This is a genomic window from Streptomyces sp. NPDC048506 (genome assembly GCF_040651315.1).
GTDB lineage: Bacteria > Actinomycetota > Actinomycetes > Streptomycetales > Streptomycetaceae > Streptomyces.
Map to the genome: position 1 here is coordinate 1 of NZ_JBEZIX010000082.1, position 21,220 is coordinate 21,220.

19 protein-coding genes and 1 rRNA gene are annotated in these 21,220 nt (G+C 72.8%); 10 read left to right on the plus strand and 10 right to left on the minus strand.

Features of this window, described 5'->3' with window-relative positions; translation table 11 throughout:
• The 3 genes from rrf to AB0C96_RS40340 form a co-directional block, all read left to right on the plus strand.
• Positions 1-91: ribosomal RNA gene (gene rrf / locus AB0C96_RS40330) — 5S ribosomal RNA — on the plus strand; the annotation flags it as partial.
• A gap of 387 nt (positions 92-478) precedes the next feature.
• The gene (locus AB0C96_RS40335; RefSeq protein WP_362924999.1) at positions 479-1,336 is read left to right on the plus strand and encodes a hypothetical protein; all 858 of its coding nucleotides are present in this window, start codon (positions 479-481) and stop codon (positions 1,334-1,336) included.
• Positions 1,276-2,043 carry a hypothetical protein gene (locus AB0C96_RS40340; RefSeq protein WP_362924993.1) on the plus strand — a complete coding sequence of 256 codons (768 nt, stop codon included), beginning with the start codon at positions 1,276-1,278 and terminating at the stop codon, positions 2,041-2,043. Before AB0C96_RS40335 ends, AB0C96_RS40340 begins: the two co-directional genes overlap by 61 nt.
• An 86-nt stretch (positions 2,044-2,129) precedes the next feature.
• On the opposite strand, the gene AB0C96_RS40345 is transcribed toward AB0C96_RS40340, so the two are convergent.
• From AB0C96_RS40345 to AB0C96_RS40365, 5 genes are all read right to left on the minus strand, one after another.
• On the minus strand, positions 2,130-3,935 hold the full coding sequence (locus tag AB0C96_RS40345; protein ID WP_362924957.1) for an IucA/IucC family siderophore biosynthesis protein: 1,806 nt from the start codon (positions 3,933-3,935) through the stop codon (positions 2,130-2,132).
• Entirely contained in the window at positions 3,932-4,501 is a 570-nt protein-coding gene (locus AB0C96_RS40350) for a GNAT family N-acetyltransferase (RefSeq protein WP_362924958.1), read from the minus strand. Before AB0C96_RS40350 ends, AB0C96_RS40345 begins: the two co-directional genes overlap by 4 nt.
• On the minus strand, positions 4,498-5,817 hold the full coding sequence (locus tag AB0C96_RS40355; RefSeq protein ID WP_362924960.1) for a lysine N(6)-hydroxylase/L-ornithine N(5)-oxygenase family protein: 1,320 nt from the start codon (positions 5,815-5,817) through the stop codon (positions 4,498-4,500). The genes AB0C96_RS40350 and AB0C96_RS40355 overlap by 4 nt, the downstream gene beginning before the upstream one ends.
• Before the next feature lie 34 nt (positions 5,818-5,851).
• On the minus strand, positions 5,852-7,459 hold the full coding sequence (locus tag AB0C96_RS40360; protein WP_362924962.1) for an aspartate aminotransferase family protein: 1,608 nt from the start codon (positions 7,457-7,459) through the stop codon (positions 5,852-5,854).
• Positions 7,460-7,621: 162 nt separating this feature from the next.
• Positions 7,622-8,887, minus strand: coding sequence for a DUF1015 domain-containing protein (locus AB0C96_RS40365; RefSeq protein WP_362924964.1), 1,266 nt, complete (start codon positions 8,885-8,887; stop codon positions 7,622-7,624).
• A 142-nt stretch (positions 8,888-9,029) separates the two neighbouring features.
• On the opposite strand from AB0C96_RS40365, the gene AB0C96_RS40370 reads away from it, so the two are divergent.
• Positions 9,030-10,079, plus strand: a complete 1,050-nt coding sequence (locus AB0C96_RS40370; protein ID WP_362924966.1) for an HAD-IIA family hydrolase — start codon at positions 9,030-9,032, stop codon at positions 10,077-10,079.
• 143 nt (positions 10,080-10,222) lie between these two features.
• Here AB0C96_RS40370 and AB0C96_RS40375 read toward each other — a convergent pair whose 3' ends face one another.
• Positions 10,223-11,110, minus strand: coding sequence for a siderophore-interacting protein (locus AB0C96_RS40375; protein WP_362924968.1), 888 nt, complete (start codon positions 11,108-11,110; stop codon positions 10,223-10,225).
• 86 nt (positions 11,111-11,196) lie between these two features.
• On the minus strand, positions 11,197-12,225 hold the full coding sequence (locus AB0C96_RS40380) for an ABC transporter substrate-binding protein (RefSeq protein WP_362924970.1): 1,029 nt from the start codon (positions 12,223-12,225) through the stop codon (positions 11,197-11,199).
• 65 nt (positions 12,226-12,290) lie between these two features.
• Here AB0C96_RS40380 and AB0C96_RS40385 point away from each other — a divergent pair, with 65 nt between their 5' ends.
• From AB0C96_RS40385 to AB0C96_RS40395, 3 genes are all read left to right on the plus strand, one after another.
• Positions 12,291-13,340, plus strand: a complete 1,050-nt coding sequence (locus AB0C96_RS40385; RefSeq protein WP_362924971.1) for an iron chelate uptake ABC transporter family permease subunit — start codon at positions 12,291-12,293, stop codon at positions 13,338-13,340.
• Positions 13,337-14,404, plus strand: a complete 1,068-nt coding sequence (locus AB0C96_RS40390) for an iron chelate uptake ABC transporter family permease subunit (RefSeq protein ID WP_362924973.1) — start codon at positions 13,337-13,339, stop codon at positions 14,402-14,404. Before AB0C96_RS40385 ends, AB0C96_RS40390 begins: the two co-directional genes overlap by 4 nt.
• Positions 14,405-14,483: 79 nt before the next feature.
• Entirely contained in the window at positions 14,484-15,353 is an 870-nt protein-coding gene (locus tag AB0C96_RS40395) for an ABC transporter ATP-binding protein (RefSeq protein ID WP_362924974.1), read from the plus strand.
• Here AB0C96_RS40395 and AB0C96_RS40400 read toward each other — a convergent pair.
• Positions 15,337-15,684, minus strand: coding sequence for an SCP2 sterol-binding domain-containing protein (locus AB0C96_RS40400; RefSeq protein ID WP_362924976.1), 348 nt, complete (start codon positions 15,682-15,684; stop codon positions 15,337-15,339). The two genes, AB0C96_RS40395 and AB0C96_RS40400, sit on opposite strands and share 17 nt — an antisense overlap.
• A gap of 281 nt (positions 15,685-15,965) precedes the next feature.
• On the opposite strand from AB0C96_RS40400, the gene AB0C96_RS40405 reads away from it, so the two are divergent.
• The 3 genes from AB0C96_RS40405 to AB0C96_RS40415 are packed head-to-tail and all read left to right on the plus strand — an operon-like array spanning position 15,966 to position 18,065.
• Complete coding sequence (locus tag AB0C96_RS40405) at positions 15,966-16,304, plus strand: hypothetical protein (protein ID WP_362924994.1); 339 nt, start codon at positions 15,966-15,968, stop codon at positions 16,302-16,304.
• A 7-nt stretch (positions 16,305-16,311) separates the two neighbouring features.
• Positions 16,312-17,127, plus strand: coding sequence for a TlyA family RNA methyltransferase (locus AB0C96_RS40410; protein ID WP_362924977.1), 816 nt, complete (start codon positions 16,312-16,314; stop codon positions 17,125-17,127).
• Complete coding sequence (locus tag AB0C96_RS40415) at positions 17,124-18,065, plus strand: NAD kinase (protein WP_362924978.1); 942 nt, start codon at positions 17,124-17,126, stop codon at positions 18,063-18,065. Before AB0C96_RS40410 ends, AB0C96_RS40415 begins: the two co-directional genes overlap by 4 nt.
• Positions 18,066-18,071: 6 nt before the next feature.
• Here AB0C96_RS40415 and AB0C96_RS40420 read toward each other — a convergent pair whose 3' ends face one another.
• Positions 18,072-19,664, minus strand: a complete 1,593-nt coding sequence (locus tag AB0C96_RS40420) for a S41 family peptidase (RefSeq protein WP_362924979.1) — start codon at positions 19,662-19,664, stop codon at positions 18,072-18,074.
• 20 nt (positions 19,665-19,684) lie between these two features.
• The gene (locus tag AB0C96_RS40425; RefSeq protein WP_362924981.1) at positions 19,685-21,034 is read right to left on the minus strand and encodes an FtsX-like permease family protein; all 1,350 of its coding nucleotides are present in this window, start codon (positions 21,032-21,034) and stop codon (positions 19,685-19,687) included.
• Between the last annotated feature and the right edge of the window lie 186 nt (positions 21,035-21,220).

Below are 21,220 nucleotides of genomic sequence, written 5' to 3' on the forward strand. Positions count from 1 at the left end.
GCCCGGTTACATTCCGAACCCGGAAGCTAAGCCTTTCAGCGCCGATGGTACTGCAGGGGGGACCCTGTGGGAGAGTAGGACGCCGCCGAACAATCTTTCAAGGACCCTTGGTCCCAGCGTTCATGCTGGGACCAAGGGTCCTTTTGTTTTGCCGAAGCGCGCCGAACCGGTCGGTGCGTGAGAATGAATGCAGTACCGAAGACAGGAGTCACGTCGATGTCCACCAACTCTTCCGACGATCGTTCGGAGCGCCGGCCGCAGCGGCGTGACGACGGCGACCGCGGTGGTTTCCGGCGTGATGACCGGGGGCCGCGACGCGACAGCCGTGGTGGGGACCGCGGGGACCGTGGCGGCTTCCGGCGGGACGACCGTGGTGGTGACCGCGGCGGGTTCCGGCGCGAGGAGCGGCGGGACGACCGCGGTGGGTTCCGCCGCGATGACCGGGACCGGCCCTACGGCGGCGACCGCGGGGGGTTCCGTGGCGGTGAGCGTCGTGACGACCGGCGCGATGATCGGCGTGACGACCGTCGTGACGAACGGCCGCGTGGTCCGCGGCGTGACGACGAGCGCGGTGGCGGGTTCCGGCGTGACGAGCGGGGTGGGGAGCGTCCCTCGTTCCGGCGTGACGGTGGCCGGCCCTACGGCGGCGACCGTAACGACCGCGGCGACCGGGGTGGGTTCCGGCGGGATGACGAGCGCGGTGGTTTCCGTCGCGATGATCGCGGTGGCGAGCGTGGCGGCTTCCGGCGGGACGACCGTGGTGGTGACCGCGGCGGGTTCCGGCGCGAGGAGCGGCGGGACGACCGCCGGGACGACCGCGGTGGGTTCCGTCGTGATGACCGTTACTCCGGTGGTGACCGGGGCGAGCGCGGCGGGTTCCGGCGGGACGATCGCCGGGATGACCGTCGCGACGATCGGCGGGATGAGCGGCGTGACGACCGTGGTGGGTTCCGGCGGGACGACGAGCGCGGTGGTTTCCGTCGCGATGATCGCGGTGGCGAGCGTGGCGGCTTCCGGCGGGACGACCGTGGTGGTGACCGCGGCGGGTTCCGGCGCGATGACCGTCGTGACGAGCGGCGGGACGAGCGGCGGGACGACCGTGGTGGCGCCCGCGGTGGTGGTTTCCGGCGCGATGACCGGGGGCCGCGGCGCGACGACCGCGGTGGTTTCCGCCGGGACGACGAGCGCGGCGGGCGGCGCCCCTACGGCGGTGGCCGTGGCCGGGACGACCGTCGTGACGAGCGTCGGGACCGGGACCGGGAGCCGATCAAGCGGCTGCCGATTCCGGAGGACGTCACCGGTGAGGAGGTCGACAAGGACGTGCGGCAGGAGCTGATGAGCCTGCCGAAGACGCTCGCCGGGGACGTGGCCAGGAACCTGGTGATGGTCGCCAGGCTGCTGGACGAGGAACCGGAGAAGGCGTACGGGTACTCGCGGGTGGCGCTGCGACTGGCGTCCAGGGTCGCGGCGGTGCGGGAGGCCGCGGGCTTCGCGGCGTACGCGGTCGGCAAGTACGGCGAGGCGCTCGCGGAGTTCCGGGCGGCGCGGCGGATGACCGGCAGCGTGGAGCTGTGGCCCGTGATGGCGGACTGCGAGCGCGGTCTGGGCCGTCCGGAGAAGGCACTGGCGATGGCCGGTGAGCCCGAGGTGCAGAAGCTGGACCGGGCCGGGCAGGTCGAGATGCGGCTGGTCGCGGCGGGGGCCCGTCGGGACATGGGACAGGCGGACGCGGCGGTGGTGACGTTGCAGAGCCCGGAGCTCGCGTCGACCGCGGTGCACCCGTGGACCGCGCGGCTGCGCTACGCGTACGCGGATGCCCTGCTGGCGGTCGGGCGCGAGGAGGAGGCGCGCGACTGGTTCGCCAAGGCGCTGGAGGCCGACCAGGGCGGTACGACGGATGCCTCGGACCGGCTGGCGGAGCTGGACGGTGTGGAGTTCACCGACGTGCTGGAGGAGTCCGGCGAGGTGGACGAGGAGAACGACGCGGAGAACGACGCCGAGGGTGCCGGCACGGACTCCGGTGAGCGGCCCGAGAAGGGCTGAGCCAGCGCTGAGCCAGCGTTGAGCTGAGAGACGGTGAAGGGCGGGACCCCGAGGGGGTCCCGCCCTTCGGCGTTGGTGGCGGCGGGTCAGGCGGACGGGGTGTGGCGGGCGATGGGGTTGCGGAGGGTGCCGATGAGCTGGAGGGCGCCCGCGGGGTCCTGGAGGTCGACCATCTGCTGGTTGTTGCGCAGCTGGAGGCGGTTGAGGCAGGAGAGCGCGAACTCGTCGGTGAACATGTCGTACTGGGCGAACTTGTCGGCGAGCTGCGGGTTCGACGTCTGGTAGTCGGTGACGCACTCGGCGACCGTGCGCCAGAAGGTGTCCTCGTCGAGGACACCGCGGTCGGCGAGGGTGCCGGACAGGAAGCGGAAGAAGCAGTCGAAGACGTCGGTGAAGACGGAGAGGAGCTTCTTGTCCTCGGGGACGTCGGCACGGATGCGTTCGACCGCGGGCGGCAGGACCGCGTGGGGGTCCATGACGGCGATCTCCTCCGCGATGTCCTTGAAGATCACCCGGGCCACGGCGCCGTCCTCGATGACCAGGATGGCGTTCTCGCCGTGCGGCATGAAGACCAGGCCGTAGGCGTAGAAGGCGTGCAGGACGGGGGTGAGGTAGGCGTCGAGGTAGCGGCGTAGCCAGACCGCCGGGTCGAGGCCGGACTCCTCGACGAGGGCGGCGGCGAGGGAGCCGCCGTCGCGGTCGAGGTGGAGGAGCGAGGCCATGGTGGCCAGGCGCTGGCCCGGTTCCAGGGTGGGGACAGGGCTCTCGCGCCACAGGGCGGCGAGCATCTTCAGGTACGGGGAGCCCTTCTCGGTGGCGGCCTCGTACTGGCGGTGGTGGTAGCCGATCGCGGCGCGCTCGCGGATGATCGAGAAGCGGGCGGCCTTGAAGGTGTCGTCGGCGTCGATCAGGCGGGCCAGCCAGTCGTTGATGGCCGGGGTGGCCTCCATGTACGTGGCGGACAGGCCACGCATGAAGCCCATGTTGAGGACCGAGAGGGCCGTTTTGACGTAGTGCTTGGCCGGCGCGGTGGTGTTGAAGAACGTGCGGATGGACTGTTGGGCGAGGTAGTCGTCGTCGCCGGGGCCCAGGCACACCAGGTGCTGCTGGGCGACCTCGGCGGCGAAGGTGACGGAGAGCTTGTTCCACCACTGCCAGGGGTGGGCGGGGAGGAAGTAGTAGTCGTCGGGGTCGAGGCCGAGGCCGGTGAGGGTGCTGGTGAAGCGGGTGCGGGTGTCCTCGGAGAGCTCGTCGCGGATGAGGGTGTCGTAGTCGAGGCCGGCGCCGGCGGTGAAGGTGGCGCGGTCGCGGCGGGCGGCGAGCCAGATCAGCTTCAGGGGGCTGGCCGTCTCGGGGGCGTAGGCGTGGTACTCGTGGATGCCGAAGCCGAGGCGGCCGTTGTTGGCCACGAAGCAGGGGTGGCCCTCGGTCATGCCGGTCTCGATGGCCTGGAAGTCGGCGGCGGCGAGCTCGGCGGCGGTGGGGTGCTCGGCGGCCAGTTTGTAGGCGGTGCCGGAGAGGGTGGAGCTGATCTCCTCCAGGTAGACCGGGAGGATCTCGGCGCCGAGGCCCAGGGCGTCGCGTAGTTCGATGAAGAACTCCAGGGCGTCCAGCGGGAGTTCGGCCTGGCCGCGGTGGCGGGTGATGCTGTCGGGGTCGACCTGCCAGTGGTCGAGGGCCTGTCTGCGGGCGGCGAAGCGGTACTCGGTGCCGCCGTCGTCGCTGCGGACGGCGTAGTGGCCGTCCTGCGGCAGGCGCTGCGGGGTGAGCAGCCGCTCGTGGGCGAACTCGGCGAGGCCCTTACGGATCAGCAGCCGGTTGGCGCGGGCCCACAGCTCGGGGGTGAGGTGGGCGACGGCGTCCTGGGCGGTCGGCGGGGTGCCGGCGGTCATCGGTGTACTCCTCGGGTGGCCAGGAACTGGTCGCGGGTGCAGGTGCTGAGGTACGCCTCTTTGGAGGGGAGCGAGACGGTGCGCTGGACCTCGAAGCCGACGGCCCGGTTCAGGGCGTGCACGGCGGTGTTGCGGGCGTCCGGCTCGACGACGACGCGGCGGTGGGCCGGGTCGGCGAAGAGCATCTCCATGACGGTGGTGATCACGGCGCGGGTGAAGCCGTGCAGCGGGGTGTCGGTGGGGGCGCACAGGAAGTGCATGCCGACGTCGCCGGGTTCGGCGGTGTGGATGCCGACCAACTCGCGGTGGGCGGGGTCGTAGCGCTCCATCAGGAAGGCGGGGGTGCCGTTGCGCAGGCCGAGGAAGGCGTCGTGGTGGGGGTCGGCGTCGATCCGCCGGAACTCCTTCTCGACGGCGGCGCGGTCGCAGTCCTGCATCAGCCAGAAGACGGCTTTGGGGTGGGTGACCCAGGAGTGCAGCAGCTCGGCGTCGGCGGCGGGGTCCACCGGCCGGAGGGAGAACTCCCCCAGGGCGGGGTCGGTGCGGGTGAAGAGGGGGGCGGTCATGCGGGTATCTCCGTGGTGTGGTGCGGGCCGGCCGGGGCGGCGAACTCCTGGAAGGCGATGGCCTTCTCGACCGGGTAGTACTCGCGGCCGAGCAGCTCGCGGATGATGCAGGCGTTGCGGTACGCGGCCATGCCGAGGTCGGGGGTGACGAAGCCGTGGGTGTGCAGCTCGGCGTTCTGCACGTAGATGCCGTGGCCCGTGGTGTCGATGCTGTAGTTGCGGGCCACGTCGTAGCGGCCGGCGTCGTCCCAGACGATCCGGTCGCGTACCGGGGTGAGGAAGTCCGGTACGCGGTAGCGGTAGCCGGTGGCGAGGATCAGGCCCTGGGTGTCGAGGGAGAAGTCGGCGCCCTGTTCCTCCTGGCGCAGGCCGAGGGTGTAGGTGCCGGTGGCCTCGTCGTACCGCGCGGTGTTCAGCGCGGTGTTGGTGAGCAGGCGGGTGGGGACGGGGCCGGCCAGGTTCTTCTGGTAAAGCAGGTCGAAGATGTCGTTGATCAGGGCGGAGTCGATGCCCTTGTAGAGGTGCTTCTGGGTGGCGTTGAGCCGGTCGCGGGTGGCCTGGGGGAGGGCGTGGAAGTAGTCCACGTACTCCGGTGAGGTCATCTCCAGCGTGAGCTTGGTGTATTCGAGGGGGAAGAAGCGCGGGGAGCGGGTGGCCCAGGTCAGGTGGTAGCCGTGGCTGTCGATGTCCGTCAGGAGGTCGAAGTAGATCTCCGCGGCGCTCTGGCCGCTGCCGATGACGGTGATGGACTCCTTGGCCTGGAGGGCGGCCTTCGCGTCCAGGTAGCCGGCGTTGTGCAGCATGTCGCCGCCCAGGCCCTGGCAGGCGTCGGGGAGGTGTGGCGGGGTGCCGGTGCCCAGGACGAGCCTGCGGGCGCGGAAGGTGCGGCGTTCGCCGGTGGGGAGGTGCTCGGCGTGGACGGTGTAGAGCTCCTCGCCCTCGTCGTACTCGACGGTGGCGACCCGGTGACCGAAGCGGACGGAGTCGAGTTTGGCGGCCGCCCAGCGGCAGTAGTCGTTGAACTCGGCGCGCAGCGGATAGAAGCTCTCGCGGATGTAGAACGAGTAGATCCGGCCCGATTCCTTGAGGTAGTTGAGGAACGAGAACGGCGAGGTGGGGTCGGCGAGCGTGACCAGGTCGGCCATGAAGGGCACCTGGAGGTGGCTGCTCTCCAGCATCATGCCGGGGTGCCAGTCGAACGAGGCCCGCTCGTCCAGGAACAGGCCGTCGAGCTCGTCGATCGGCTCGGTCAGGCAGGCCAGGCCCAGGTTGAAGGGGCCGAGGCCGATGGCGATGAAGTCGTAAGGGGCGGACACACGGGTCTCCGGGAAGGGGGTTGACGGGGGCCGGTCAGCGCGTGCTGAGCGCCGGCTGCTGCTGCGCGGCGAGGAAGGCGCCGGCGTGCTCGGCGATCAGGTCGAGGACGGTGGCGATGTCCTCCAGCGTGGTCTCCGGGTTGAGCAGGGTGAACTTGAGGTAGTGGCGGCCGTCGACCTTGGTGCCGGCGACGATCGCGTCGCCGGAGGCGAACAGGGCCTCCCGGGCGTGCAGGTTGACCCGGTCGGTGAGCTCGGGGTCCAGGCCGGCGCCGGGGACGTAGCGGAAGACCAGGGTGCTCAGCTGCGGCTCGACGACGACCTCGAAGCGGGGGTCGTCATGGAGGGTCTTCCAGGCGTCCGCGGCGCGGTCGATGACCTCGTCGAAGAGTTCGCCGACGGCCTGGGCGCCCATGATGCGCAGGGTGAGCCAGAGTTTGAGGGCGTCGAAGCGGCGGGTGGTCTGGATCGACTTGTCGACCTGGTTGGGGATGCGCTGCTCGGCCATCCGGCGCGGGTTGAGGTAGTCCGCGTGGTAGGTGACGTGCCGCAGGGTGGACCGGTCGCGGACCAGGACGGCGCTCGAACTGACCGGCTGGAAGAAGGACTTGTGGTAGTCGACGGTCACCGAGTCGGCGCGTTCGATGCCGGCGAGCAGGTCACGTCGGCGGGAGACCAGCAGACCGCAGCCGTAGGCGGCGTCGACGTGCATCCAGGCGCCGTAGCGGGCGCACAGGTCGGCGGTCTCGGTCAGCGGGTCGATGGAGCCGAAGTCGGTGGTGCCGGCGGTGGCGACGACGGCCATGGGTATCAGACCGTCGGCGTGGCAGCGGGCCAGGGCGTCGGCCAGGGCGTCGGTGCGCATCCGCTTGTCGGCGTCGGTGGGGACGGAGATGACGGCCTCGGCGCCCATGCCGAGCAGGGTGGCGGCCTTGCGGATGCTGAAGTGGCTGCATGCGGAGGTGAGGATGCGCAGCCGGGGCAGGACGTCGGTGAGCCGGGACGGGGGTCCCCCCTGTTCATGGGGGTCCCCCTGCTCGAACGAAGTTGAGAGTGGGGGAGGAGTCGAGAACTTGAGGGAGGCGGGGGCGCCGTCGCGGCTCAGTTCCCGGCGGCAGGCCTCGTCGCGGGCGAGCAGCATGGCCTGGAGGTTGGACTGGCTGCCGCCGCTGGTGAAGATGCCGTCGGCGCGGTCGCCGAGGCCGATCCGTTCGGCGGTCCAGTCGATCAGCCGGCGCTCGATGAGCGTGCCGCCGACGCTCTGGTCCCAGGTGTCCAGGGAGGAGTTGACCGCGGAGAGCACCGCCTCGCCGACGAGGGCGGGGATCACCACCGGGCAGTTGAGGTGCGCGAGGTAGCGCGGGTGGTGGAAGTAGACGGCGTCGCGGAGGTAGAGCTCTTCGAGTTCGTCGAGCGCGGCGGCGGCGTCGTGGAGCGGTGCGTCGAGGTCGACGCCGGCGACCGTGGGCGTCAGGCCGTCGACCGAGATGCCGGTGAACGGGCGGGCGGTGCCGGCGATTTTGGCGCTGATCCGCGTGACGCTGTCGGTGACCGCGCTGCGGTAGTGCTGGGCCGTGCCGTTGTTGAGCAGATACGTCCGGCTGTCGGCCGGGTCCTCGGCGGAGTGCGCGAGGAGACTCATGAAGGGGTCCTCCCTGGTGCGGAGTTGACCACGTCCTGTGCAGGGCGGGGTGTGCACAGGGGCAGGGAGACCCGACCCGGCGACGCGGTGAGGTAAGCCTAACCTAACCGCGCTGCCGGGGTGTGTCGAGGTGTCGGGCGACGGGCGGACGCCCCGCGGGATTCAGTTGTCGATGTCGTCCAGGGTGCGCAGGACCAGGCCGGTGGCCGGCTTGGGGCCGAAGGAGGTGGACTTCCGAGGCATCGTCACACCGCGCTCGGCGAGTTGACGGACCGTCTCCTCCGAGGTGGCGCGCATCAGGACGGCGCTGCCGCCGAGCCGCGCGGCGTGCTCCACGGCGGCCTCGGCGTGGTGCAGGTAGCCGATGTCGGACGGGCGGTCGGGGATGTGCCAGACCTCGTCCAACAGGACCGAGTGCAGCACCGTGGCGTCCAGTCGCCGCCAGGCCTCGGGCCGGTCGCGGCGGATCGTACGGTCCAGCAGCCCGGCGTCGGGACGGTCCAGGAGGTGGAAGGAACCCCGCCCGCCGGCCAGGACGAAGGCGGTGCCGGGCGTCTCCTCCAGGGCCTCCAGGGCGGCGGACAGCTCGCCCGGGAGGGCGCGGGCGCGGAAGACGCCGTCCAGGTCCGCCAGCGCCTTGGCGGGCGGCAGGTGGGGCAGCACGCGGTGGATCGCGCGCACCTGGAGCGGATAGCGGGCGGTGTCGACCAGCAGCACCAGGCCGGAGGCCCACGGCGAGCGCGCGCCGGCGCCGGGCTGCTGCTCGTACAGCCGCTGGTAGGTCGCCCAGCGGTGGTGGCCGTCGGCGATCAGCGCCTGTCGGTGGGCGAGGTCGGCGTCGATGGCCGCGAGGTCGGCGGGGTCGGTGACCGCCCACAGGCGGTGCCGGAAGCCGTCCTCCGTGGTGGTGGCGAGCAGTGGGGTGCGCTCCACCACGCGCTCGATGACGGCCGTGGCGCCGTTCGCAGAGTTCCGGCCACGGTAGGAGAGGAGCAACGGCTCGAAGTTTGCGGCCGCGGCGCGCATCAGCGCGGCCCGGTCCTCGACCACCTCGGGGATCACGTCCTCGTGCGGCAGCACCGGGCCGTCCAGGCGCAGCGCCCCGATCAGCCCGCGCTGGAGCACCTCACCGGCCCGCTGCTCGTAGACGTACAGCGCGGGCTCCGGGTCCTGGGCCAGCACGCCCTCGGTGCGCCAGCGGCGCAGGGTGTCGGCGGCCTGCCGGTGGCGGGTGGAGGGGTCCGCGGCGTGCGGGAGGATCAACCGGACGATGTTGTACGGATCGGCGGTCTCCAGATGGCGCACCCCCTCCGGCCGGACGACCACGTCGTACGGTGGCGAGGTCACGGCGGTGAGGCTGCTGACCCGGTCCGGGGCATAGCGCAGTCCGCGGAACGGGAGGAGGCGGAGGCCGTCGGTACTGGTCATTGAAGAATGCTATGCCGCGGGGCCGATGAGGGAAGATCGGGGGACGGCCCGAGAGTGGCTGGAAGTATCGGATGTGCACCGCGGAGCACGGCGCGCCCCAGGGGAGCCCGGAGCGCGCCCCGGGAGCGAGGAGCGAGACGGCATGGACGAGCGGATTCGCGGGCGGGCGGGCGGGAGTGGGCGGCGTCGGCCCGACGGGAGCCGGCGCGCGCTCAGCGAGGCGTACGACACGGCGCTGCTGGATCTGGACGGGGTCGTCTACGCCGGCGGACAGGTCATCGCCCATGCCGTGGAGTCGCTGACCGTCGCCCGGGACGGCGGGATGCACCTGGCGTATGTGACGAACAACGCGGCCCGCACCCCGCAGGCCGTCGCCGACCAGCTGACCGGTTTCGGACTGCCGACCGGCGCGGACGACGTGATCACCTCGGCGCAGGCGGTGGCGCGGCTGATCTCCGAGCAGGTGCCGGCGGGTGCCCGGGTGCTGGCCGTCGGGGGCGAGGGACTCGTGGTGGCGCTGCGCGAACGCGGTCTGCGGCCGGTGTTCTCCGCGGACGACGAGCCGGCGGCGGTGGTGCAGGGCTACGACCCGACGCTGGACTGGGGGCGGCTGGCGGAGGCCGCGTACGCGGTGCAGCGCGGGGTGCCGTGGTTCGCGTCCAACACCGATCTGACCATCCCCAAGGAGCGCGGGATCGCGCCCGGCAACGGCGCGCTGGTGGAGGTGGTCCGGATCGCGGCCGGCGGGACGCCGCAGGTGGCCGGCAAGCCGCAGCCGCCGATGCACCGGGAGACGGTGCTGCGGACCGGCGCCCGGCGGCCGCTGGTGATCGGGGACCGGCTGGACACCGACATCGAGGGCGCCTTCAACGGCGGGGTCGACGCGCTGCTGGTGCTCACCGGCGTCACCACCGCCGCCGAACTGCTGGCGGCCCCGCCGCAGCACCGGCCGGCCTACGTGGAGGCCGATCTGCGCGGGCTGCTGGTGCCGCAGCCGGAGGTGACCGAGGACGGCGGCGGCTTCCGCTGCGGCGGCTGGCGGGCCGAGCCGGCCGGGGACGCGCTCGCGGTGACCGGCGAGGGCACCCCGCTGGACGGACTGCGGGCGCTCTGCGCGGCGGCCTGGACGGCCGCGGGGAGCGGCAGTTGCACGGCGGACGCGGGCAAGGCCCTGGCCCGGATCGGGATGTGAGGACCGGGGCCCCTCGTGGCGGGGCCCCGGTCCTCGGGGCGGGGCCGGGTGCGCTGCGGAGCCCCGGTGCGCTGAGGGGCTCCGGTGCGCTGCGGGGGCCCCGGTGCGCTGCGGCGGCGGACGGCCCGGTCCTCGCCGGCGTTTCAGTCCTCGTCGGGCGCCGTGCCGGCCGTCAGCTCCGCGATCAGGTCCTCCTCGGTGGCGCCGCGCCGCCAGTAGCCGGTGAACTTCACGGCCCTGCGGTCGAATCCGCGCTCGCGCACCAGGTGCCGGCGCACCGCCTTGACGGTGCCCGCCTCGCCGGCGACCCAGGCGTACGGGGTGCCCCCGGGCAGCTCGGCGGCGCGCAGTGCGTCGAGCACCGGCTCGCCGCTCCCGGCGGCCGCCCGGTCCCGGACGAGCCAGGTGACCTCGGCGTCCGCGAAGGTCGGCAGCTGCTGCCGGTCGTCCTCGTGGTCGACCTCGATCCAGACCGCGGCCCGGGTGCCGGGGGAGAGCCAGGACAGGATGCCGGCGATGGCGGGCAGCGCCGTCTCGTCGCCGGTGATCAGGATCCAGTCGGTGCCGGTCGGCGGGCGGAAGTCGACCCCGCCGTTGTCCTCGACGACCGGGGCGAGCACGGTCAGCCGGTCGCCGGGCCGGGCGCCGGCGGCCCACCGGGAGGCCGGCCCGCCCGCCGTCACCGCGGCTCCCGGCTCGGCGCCGTGCAGCGCGAAGTCCACGTCGAACTCCCCTGCGTGGGGCCGCTGTTCGCGGATCGTGTACGAGCGCATCACCGCGCGCTCGGCCGGGTCCTGGGCCCGCCAGGCGGCGTACCACCCGTCGCCGGTGTCGTGGAAGACGGGGCGGTCCTGGTGGGGCTGCGGGAGGAAGAGCTTGAACCGTTGGTCGCGACCGCCGCAGGCCAGTGCGTCCAGCCGTTCGCCGCCGAAGGTGATCCGCATCAGGGACGGGCCGAGCCGCCGGGTGCGTACGACGTGCACGTCGAAGAAGCGGAACGGTGCGGTGGCGGGGGCGACGGTCGTGGTCATGCGGGAACCTCCCGGAACGGTGGTGGGGGATGGGACCGCGGTGGAGTGCGGTGGCGGGTGCTCCACCGCGGCCGGGGAACGCGGCGTCAGTTGACCTTCTTGGCGCTTTCGATCGCCTTGGCCAGCGACTCGATGAGCGGTGCGGAGCCCGCGTAGGAGAAGCGCGGCTCGCTCGACCACGGGGTGATCTGGCCGGCCTTGACTGCGGGCAGCTTGGCCCAGGAGGGCTTGGCGGCCAGGTCCTTGGGCTGGAGGGTGGCGGTGCGGTTGTCCAGCAGGAGCACGTCGGCACGGTACTTGTCGGCGTTCTCCCAGCTGAGGCCCTCGAAGTAGCCGCCCTTGTCCAGGTGGTCGGGCACGATCAGGTCGACGCCGAGGGACTTGTAGTACATGAGGTCGGCGTTGATGCCGGGGTTGGAGGCGTAGAAGAGGTCGGGGCTGCCGGAGCAGGCGAGCACCTTGACCGGACGGGACTTGGCGGCCCGGCGCAGCTTCTCGGAGGCCTGCTCGAAACGGGCCTTGGCGTCGGTGACCTTCTTGGCCTTGAGGTCGGCGCCGAGCGACTCCGCCAGTTCGGCGTACCGCTCGATGATCTTCACGAGCGGGACCCGGGACGAGGTGATGGCCACCGACTTCGCCAGCTTGGTGATCTTGTCCTTGCTGTCGTCCGGGACGAACCACAGTGCGTCCGGCTCGTACATGTTGGTGACCAGCAGGTCGGGGCGCAGCCCCGCGTACTTCTCCACGTTGAACTGGTTGTAGGCGTTGCCGATGATGCTGACCTTGTTGACGTCGAGGTCGCCGGCCTGCGGATCGGGCTTGCCGTTCTTGAGCTTGGTGGGGCCGAAGACGCCGACGATCTGGTCGTCGATCCCGAAGTCGTGCAGCGCGGCCGCGGTTCCGGTGAAGGCGACGATCCGCTGCGGGGTGCTCGTGAGGGAGACCTTCTGCTTGCGGTCGTCGGTGAAGGACCACGGGCCGCCCTTGGAGCCGCCGTTGGCGCCTTCCGAGCCCTTGCCCCCACCGCAGGCGGCGAGCAGGGCGCCGATGCCGATGGCACCGCCCGCGGCCAGGACGCCACGGCGGGATGGAGTTACGCTTCGGGAGGTGCTCATGGTGGGTGTGCTTCTCTCTGGGAGGGCCGGCAAGTCGAATGTGAGGGTAGGCTAACCTAACCTTCGTGTTGGTTGACAGTCCCCCCGAAGCAACAACGGCCCCGGCCCCCGCGGCGCTCCGGAGACGGCAGGTCATACGCTCCGCGGGGCTGCTCGCCTCCGTGGCCGTGCTCGCCGTCGTCACCGTGCTGGGCATCGCCGTCGGCGCCAAGCAGATACCCCTCGACCAGGTCTGGCACGGGGTGTTCCACTACTCCGGCAACGACACCGACGTGATCGTCCACGACGTGCGCGTCCCCCGCACCCTGCTGGGTCTGATCGTCGGCGCCGCCCTCGGCCTCGCCGGCACCGTCATGCAGGCGCTGACCCGGAATCCCCTGGCGGACCCGGGAGTTCTGGGCATCAACGCCGGCGCCTCGGCCGCCGTCGTCTCCGCCATCAGCTTCCTCGGCGTCACCTCGCTGACCGGCTATGTGTGGTTCGCCTTCGCCGGCGCCGCGGTGGTCTCCGTCGCGGTGTACGTCCTCGGCGGCACCCGCAGCGCCACACCCGTCCGGCTCGCCCTCGCCGGCACCGCGCTCACCGCCGTCCTCGTCGGCTACCTCAACGCCGTGAACCTGATGGACACCGCCGCACTGGACAAGATGCGCTTCTGGACGGTCGGTTCGCTGGCCTCCGCCACCCTGCCGACGGTCACTCAGATCGCGCCGTTCCTGGCGGTCGGCGCCGTCCTCGCGCTGTCCATCGCCCGGCCGTTGAACGCCCTCGCGCTCGGCGACGACCAGGCGCGGGCGCTGGGCACCCGGCTGACCCGCACCCGGGTGACGGCGATGCTCGCCATCACCCTGCTGTGCGGCGGGGCGACCGCCGCCTGCGGCCCGATCGTCTACGTCGGCCTGATGGTTCCGCACGTCGTACGGGCCATCACCGGTCCCGACATGCGCTGGATCCTGCCGTACTCCGCGGTGCTCTCGCCGGTCCTGCTGCTGGGCGCGGACGTCCTCGGCCGGGTCGTGGCCCGCCCCGGCGAACTACAGGTCGGCATCGTCACGGCCGTCGTCGGCGGCCCGGTCTTCATCTATCTCGTACGGCGTCGGAGGATGGCCCAGCTGTGAGGACGATCGACAGGCCCGGGCAGGGCACGAAGCAGGTGCGGGCGGTGCGCACCCGGGGAGGGCTCTCGCTCCGGCTGGACGTCCGCTCCGTCGTCGTCGGACTGCTGCTGCTGGCCGTCGCACTGGCCGCCGCGGTCGCGCTGATCGGCTCCGGCGACTACCCGATGACACCGGCCGAGGTGCTCGGCGCGCTGACCGGCGGCGGCGATCCCGGCCAGCAGTTCATCGTCCAGGACCTCCGGTTGCCGCGGGTCCTGGTGGGGCTGCTGGTGGGCGCCGCGTTCGGGATCTCCGGGGCGGTCTTCCAGACCGTCACCCGCAACCCGCTGGGCAGCCCCGACGTCCTGGGCTTCGCCCAGGGCTCGTCCGTCGGAGCGCTGGTCGCCATCGTCTACTTCCAGGCCGGGACGGTCGCGGTCGCCATGGGGGCGGTGGCCGGCGGGGTGGTCACCGGTGTCGCCATCTTCCTGCTCGCCTGGAAGGGCGGCATCCACGGCTACCGCTTCGTGCTCGTCGGCATCGGGGCCAGCGCCATGCTCTACGCGATGGTGCTCTACCTGATGACCAAGGCGAACATCGTCGAGGCGACCCGGGCCACCACCTGGATGACCGGTTCCCTCAACGGCCGCGACTGGGACCAGGTCTGGCCGCTGGCCGCGGTCTGCGCCGTCTGCCTCCCCCTGGTCCTGCTCTACGGGCGGCCGCTGCGCATGCTGGAGATGGGCGACGACGCCGCCTACGCGCTGGGCGTACGCGTCGACCGGGTCCGCATCGTCGTCCTGCTGGCCGCGGTCGTGCTGGTCGCCTCCGCCACCGCGGCGGCCGGGCCGATCGCCTTCGTGGCGCTCACCGCACCCCAGCTGGCCCGGCGCCTCACCCGGTCGCCCGGCCCCAACCTGCTGCCCGCCGCAATCATGGGAGCCGTGCTGCTGGTGGCCGCCGACTGGGCCTCGCAGCAGCTCTTCGGCGCCGACCAACTGCCGGTGGGCGTGCTGACCGGCGTCCTCGGCGGCGGCTATCTGCTGTGGCTGCTGGTCACCGAGCGGAAGGCGGGACGGATGTGAGAGGCCGACGGACACCGCAGGCACCGGCCCGACCCGTCCCGGGCGGCAACCGCGACACCACGACCCCAGGAGCTTTTCAGTGAGCCGTCTCACGGCCGAGAACGTCACCCTCGCCTACGACCAGCGGGTCATCGCCGAGAACCTCTCGGTCGCCGTCCCCGACCACTCCTTCACGGTCATCGTCGGCCCGAACGCCTGCGGCAAGTCCACGCTGCTGCGCGCGCTCTCGCGGATGCTGAAGCCGGCCGCGGGCGCGGTGCTGCTGGACGGCTCCGCGATCTCCTCGCTCCCGGCGAAGAAGGTCGCCAGGACCCTGGGGCTGCTGCCGCAGTCCTCGATCGCGCCGGACGGGATCACCGTCGCGGACCTGGTGGCGCGCGGCCGCTACCCGCACCAGGGGCTGCTGCGGCAGTGGTCCGCCGACGACGAGCGGATCGTCCAGGAGTCGATGGCGGCCACCGGCGTCGGCGAGTTGGCCGACCGCTACGTCGACGAGCTGTCCGGCGGGCAGCGGCAGCGGGTGTGGATCGCGATGGCGCTCGCCCAGCAGACGCCGCTGTTCCTCCTGGACGAGCCGACGACGTACCTGGACATCCAGCACCAGATCGAGGTGCTGGACCTGTGCGCGGAGCTGCACGAGGAGCAGGGGCGGACGCTGGTCGCGGTGCTGCACGACCTCAACCAGGCCGCCCGTTACGCGACCCACCTCATCGCCATGAAGGACGGCGCGGTCGTCGCCGAGGGCGCACCGGGCGATGTCGTCACCGCGGAGCTGGTGCAGCGGGTCTTCGGGATCGGCTGTCAGGTCATCGACGACCCGGAGACCGGAACACCGCTGGTGGTACCGGCGGCACGGACGCCGCGCCGGCAGCGCACGGACGATGCCGCCGGGGCCGGAGCCGGGGCCGGGGCCGGGGCCGGGGCCGGGGCCGCTACAACAGCGTCCTGAGGCGCAGCAGGTCGCGCAGACCGGCCTCCAGCTTGACCCGGCCGCTGCCCCAGGCCCGGGCGAAGTTCAGCTGTCCGTCGACCAGCGCGACCAGGTCGTCGCCCGCCATGGACAGCCGGATCTCGGCCTTGTGCGGGGGCGGGCCGGGCACGCTGGTGACGTCCCGGATGGTGCCGCCGGCCAGTCGTCCGAGGAACGTCACATCGAGGTCCGTGATGTGGCAGCTGAGCGAACGGTCGAGGGCGGCGGCGCTGCGCACGCTGCCGTCGGCGGAGGACAGGTTCTGGGCCAGCCGGTCGAGCGCGGCACGGCACTGGTCGAGGGTTGCCATCGGAGGCGACGATACGCCAGGTCGCGGGCGGCTCGTTCGCCCGTGTCACTGCCCGCCGAGGTAGCGTCGGGGGCATGGAAGAGCCGATGTCCGGCCCGGAGCCGGAGGCGCCCGGGGGAGCCGCGGACGCCGCAGGGACCGCACAGGCCGTGGGGGCGCGGGAAGCCGCCGGGGCGGTGGCCGATGCCGGGGCCGTGGCGACCGGCGAGCCCGTGTCGGGGGAGCCCGTGCGGCTCCGGGAGTCAGGGAAGTCGGGGGAGCCCGGTGAGCCCGGTGAGCCCGTGCGGTTCCAGGAGCGCGGGGAGTCCGGTGCGCGCCCTGGGCCCGGGAGTCCCGGCGCGCAGGGGGAGCCGGCCGCGCCCGACGGGCCGCGGCCGCTCGGGGTGGGCGTGACGCCCACCGGACAGCCCGCGGTCGACGCCGGGCTGCGGCGCCTCGCCGATGCCGACCACCTGCCGTCGAGCGGCCACCTCCAGGTGTACGAGGATGTGCACCGTGGACTGCGCGATGTGCTGGCCGGCCTCGACCAGCACCCCGGGCCGCCCGCACCGCCCCCGGCCTCCCCGAGGGCGGATTCCGCCACGCCGACTTCCCCGGCGGCGTACGACAACAGGAGCTGAACCACAGGTGGCAGGAGTGGCACGACGCCGACTCGACGCGGAGCTGGTGCGCCGCAAGCTGGCCCGCTCGCGCGAGCACGCGAGCCAGCTGATCGCCGCGGGCCGGGTGACCGTCGGCGGTGCGACCGCGACCAAGCCGGCCACTCAGGTGGAGACCAGCGCCGCCCTGGTCGTCCGTGCGGACGACAGCGACCCCGACTACGTCTCGCGTGGCGGCCACAAGCTCGCCGGGGCCTTCGCCGCCTTCGTCCCGCGCGGCCTGCGGATCGAGGGCCGGCGGGCGCTGGACGCGGGCGCCTCGACCGGTGGCTTCACCGACGTGCTGCTGCGGGCCGGCGCCGGTCATGTCGTCGCCGTCGACGTCGGATACGGACAGCTCGCCTGGTCGTTGCAGAGCGACGAGCGGGTCACCGTGAAGGACCGCACCAACGTACGCGAGTTGACGCTGGAGCAGATCGACGGGCAGCCCGTCGACCTGATCGTCGGCGATCTCTCCTTCATCCCGCTCGGGCTCGTGCTGCCCGCGCTGGTCGGCTGTGCGGCACCGGACGCGGACCTCGTGCTGATGGTCAAGCCACAGTTCGAGGTCGGCAAGGAGCGGCTGGGCAGTGGCGGGGTCGTGCGCAGCGCGGCGCTGCGCGCCGAGGCGGTACGCGCCGTCGCGAGCCGGGCGGCCGAGCTGGGACTTGGCGTACTCGGCGTGGTGGCGAGCCCGCTGCCTGGACCTTCCGGCAATGTCGAGTACTTTCTTTGGCTGCGAGCCGGGGCGCCTGCACTCGACCCGGCGGACGTCGACCGTGCAGTGGCGGAGGGGCCTCGTTGACCACAACCCAGGCAGTTGAAGGCAGCGCAGCACAGGAGAACACCGGAGCCGAGCGGACGGTGTTCCTGCTCGCACACACCGGCCGCCCCGCGGCCATCCGGAGCGCCGAACTCGTCGTCCAGGGACTGTTGCGCAGCGGGATCGGGGTGCGGGTGCTGGCGGAGGAGGCCGCGGACCTGCCGCTGCCGCCGGAGGTCCAGCGCGTCGAGTCGGAGCAGTGCGCGGCCGAGGGCTGCGAACTGCTGGTGGTCCTGGGGGGCGACGGCACGCTGCTGCGCGGCGCGGACTTCGCCAGGACGTCCGGGGTTCCGATGCTCGGCGTCAACCTCGGCCGGGTCGGCTTCCTCGCCGAGGCCGAGCGCGACGACCTCGACAAGGTCGTCGACCGGGTCGTCACCCGCGCCTACGAGGTCGAGGAGCGGATGACGCTCGACGTCCTCGTCCGCAACAACGGCCATGTCGTGCACACCGACTGGGCCCTCAACGAGGCCTCGGTGGAGAAGGCCGCACGGGAGCGGATGCTGGAGGTCGTGACCGAGGTCGACGGCCGGCCGGTCTCGCGCTTCGGCGGCGACGGGGTGGTCTGTGCGACCCCCACCGGATCGACCGCCTACGCCTTCTCGGCCGGCGGCCCCGTGGTGTGGCCCGAGGTCGAGGCCCTGCTGATGGTCCCGATCAGCGCCCACGCCCTCTTCGCCAAGCCGCTGGTCACCTCGCCGCGCTCCGTCCTGGCGGTCGAGGTCCAGCCCAAGACCCCGCACGGCGTGCTGTGGTGCGACGGCCGCCGCAGCGTCGAACTCCCCGCGGGCGCCCGCGTCGAGGTCCGCCGCGGCGCCATCCCCGTACGCCTGGCGCGGCTCCACCATGCCTCCTTCACGGATCGTCTGGTCGCCAAGTTCGCCCTCCCGGTGGCCGGGTGGCGGGGGGCACCGCACTAAACCGCACTAAGGAGTGCCTCCTTTGCCTCCCCGAGGCGCGTCGCTCCCCGCGGCCCCCGGTCCCCGCCGATCGCCGGCCCCCACCGCACCACCGCCGAGGAGCTCCTTGGCGCGGGTGAGGGCCGTGTCGCGGCTGGCGGAGAGGTCCTGGTCGGTGAAGACGGGGGCGGGGACGGTGGGGGGTATGCCGGTGCCGTCGAAGGTGTGGCCGTCGGCGGTCAGGAACTCCTCGTTGGGGAGGCCGAAGGTCCAGCCGTTCGGGAGGGCGCGGCCCAGGATGTCGGAGAAGACGCCCTGGGTGTTCTCGCCGATGCGGGTGGGGGCGGGGGAGCGACCGATCAGGGACTGGGTGAAGGTCTCGCCCGCGCTGATCGTCAACCGGCCCGTGAGGACCGCCACCGGGCCGGTGTAGACCGGGCCTCGGTACGGGCGGATTCGTATCGGCTGGGGCGTGGTGAAGGCGCCCGGGTCACCGGGGTCGTTCCGCGCCCGCTTGCGGTAGGCGAGGTACGGGCGGTCGGTGAGCCGGGAGGCGATGCGCAGCCCGAGCGGGTCCGCTCCGCCGCCGTTGAGCCGTACGTCGACGATCAGGCCGCGCAGGGCCGTCGGGCCCTTGGTGCGGGCCGTGGTGAACACCGCGTTCAGGGCCCGGTCGAGCTCGGCGACGTCTCCGGCGTAGTCGCCCTTTCGGGTGTAGTCGGCGAACTGGGTGATGCGGAAGTAGCCGATGCGGCCGGGCAGATCGGCGTAGGCCAGCTTGCCCTGGGCCCAACGGTGTTGGACGGTGCCGGCGCCGAGGGTGGCGGCGATCGCCCGGTCGATGCGGGCGGTGGACTCCGCGGTGGGCAGGACCGTGCCGGGCCGCTTGCCCGCGAACCACCGGTCGGGGCCGGCGACGACCCGGGTGTGCGCGTCGTGCAGCGGCTCGATCATCGAGCGGAGTATCGCGAAGAGCTCGTCGTCGCTGGTCCGTGCCGTGATGCGGGGGCGGTAGCGGTCCCGGACCGCCGCCCAGTCGATCTTCTTCGCGCGGAAGAAGGGGTAGTTCTCGGCGTAGGTGTGCCAGAAGACGTCGAAGACCGCGCGGGGGTCGCGGGCCGGGCGCTGGATGCAGCGGTGCGGGAGTGCGGCGATGCGGTGCAGCGTCCGCCGGCCGACGTTGTCCTCGATGGCCAGTCGGGCGCGCCCGGCGCCGTCCGGCGTCACCGTGAGCGGCGCCGAGTCCGGGACCGTGAAGCGGCGCCCGCCGTGTGCGTCGGGGGTGCCGGAGCGGGTGCCGGTGAGGGAGCCGGGGAGGCAGCTGACGGCGGTGGTCTCGTACGTCCGCAGAGCGCGGCCCCGGATGCTGACGAGGGTGCCGTAGCCGTCCATCCGCCAGACGCCCTCCAGCGCGCCGACCCCGTCGCCCGGGGCACGGGTGGCGCCGGCACTGGCGTCGGACGCGGGGTGGCCGGTGGCGCCGGAGCGGTCCGCGCGGGCCGGGCCGGCGCAGGCCGTGGTGGCGGTGAGCGCGGTGGCGGCGGCCAGCGCGAGGAGCAGCAGCGGCGCGCCACGGCGCGGGCGGCGGGTGCGGTGCGGAGGATTTCCGGGGTCGTTCACGGTGCGTACCTCGTAAGGGGTCAGGCCGCGGTCAGGGTTTCCGTGGCGCGGCGGCGCAGGTTGAGGTGGACGGGCAGGCCGGTCGCGAGCAGCGCGAGCAGCAGGGTGCCGCCGGCTATGGCGCCGGCCGTGGTCCAGGGCAGATACGGCAGTGCGTCACCGAACGCCTGCTGGAGGATCGGGGCGAGGGTGAACAGGGCGATCGCCGCGCCGAGGACGAGGGCGGTGCCCGCGACCACGGCCGCCTCCCAGGCAGCCATCGCCCGCACCTGCCGGGGGTGCGAACCGACCAGGCGCAGCAGCGCCATGTCGCGGCGGCGCTCGGCGGTGATCATGGCCAGGGTGTTGGCGGCGGCGATGGCGGCGAAGCCCGCGTACAGCCCGGTGCCGATGTAGTCCAGCCACACCTCGCCGGTCGGACCGGCGGAACCGGTCCGGTGCTCGGCGGTGGTGTGCAGCGCGATCTTCGTGGTGCCGAACGCCACGACCAGGACCAGCGGGACCACTGCGGCGGCGAAGCGGCGGGACTGCGTCGTGACGTTCTGCATCGCCAACTCGGCCGCGCTGCCGAACCGGCCGATCAGCCGGGACACCAGCCAGGCGGCCGGGCTGACGATGCGCGGCCCCAGCAACCCCACGCCGACGCAGAAGAGCAGCAGCACCAGGAAGGCACCCTGGCCGGCCTTCTCGGCCGGCTGCCCGGCGAGCAGCCGGGAAACGATCACACCGCCGGCCGTCGCCGCCAGCCCGAGCGGCAGCCGCAGCAGGCCCAGCCTCCGGCGGCCGGCCGCCGCCTCCTCCAGGGCCCGCGCGGGGCGCAGCGCCGCGAACCGGCTCGCGGCCAGCAGCCCGGCGAGCGCGGAGGTGACCACCGCCACCGCCAGGCACACCGGCAGCGCCAGCCAGCTGAACCGGAAGGGCACCTCGCGGGGGACCAGTCCGTGGTCCACCATCCCGGCGAACCACCAGCGCGCCAGCACCGCCCCCAGCCCGCACCCGGCGAGCGCCGACGGGACCGCGGCCGCCACCGCCTGCACGGCGGTCGCCCGCCGGATCTGCCAGGGCCGGGCTCCGATCGCGCGGAGCATCGCGAATTCGCGGTGCTGCTGGGCGACGGCGGTGCCCATCGTGGAGGCGACCACGAAGATCGACATATAGAGGGAGCCGAGGAGGAGCACGAGCGCCATGTCCCCGACGCCGTGCGCCGCCATCGCCCGCCGCGCGCCGGGCGGGACACCGTCCGCGCCCGTGGCGACCAGCATCGTCGTCGCCGCGCCGACCACCGTCGCGGCGAACAGCGCCGCCACCGCCGTCCCCGCGAACGCGGGCCGATGGCCGCGCAGCGCCGCACGCGCCAATCCGCTGGACATGAGCACACCTTTCGTTTCGGACCGTGATCAGCGTGACGGCCGAGGGCGACCACGCACCATGAGGTATCCCTCCGACTTGGGGTGGGGTTTTCCGCAGTACCGCACGCGGAACAGGCGATAACGCACGCGGAACAGCCGGTACCGACCGCGGAACGGCTGGTACGGGGAGTTCGAAACAGCAGGTAC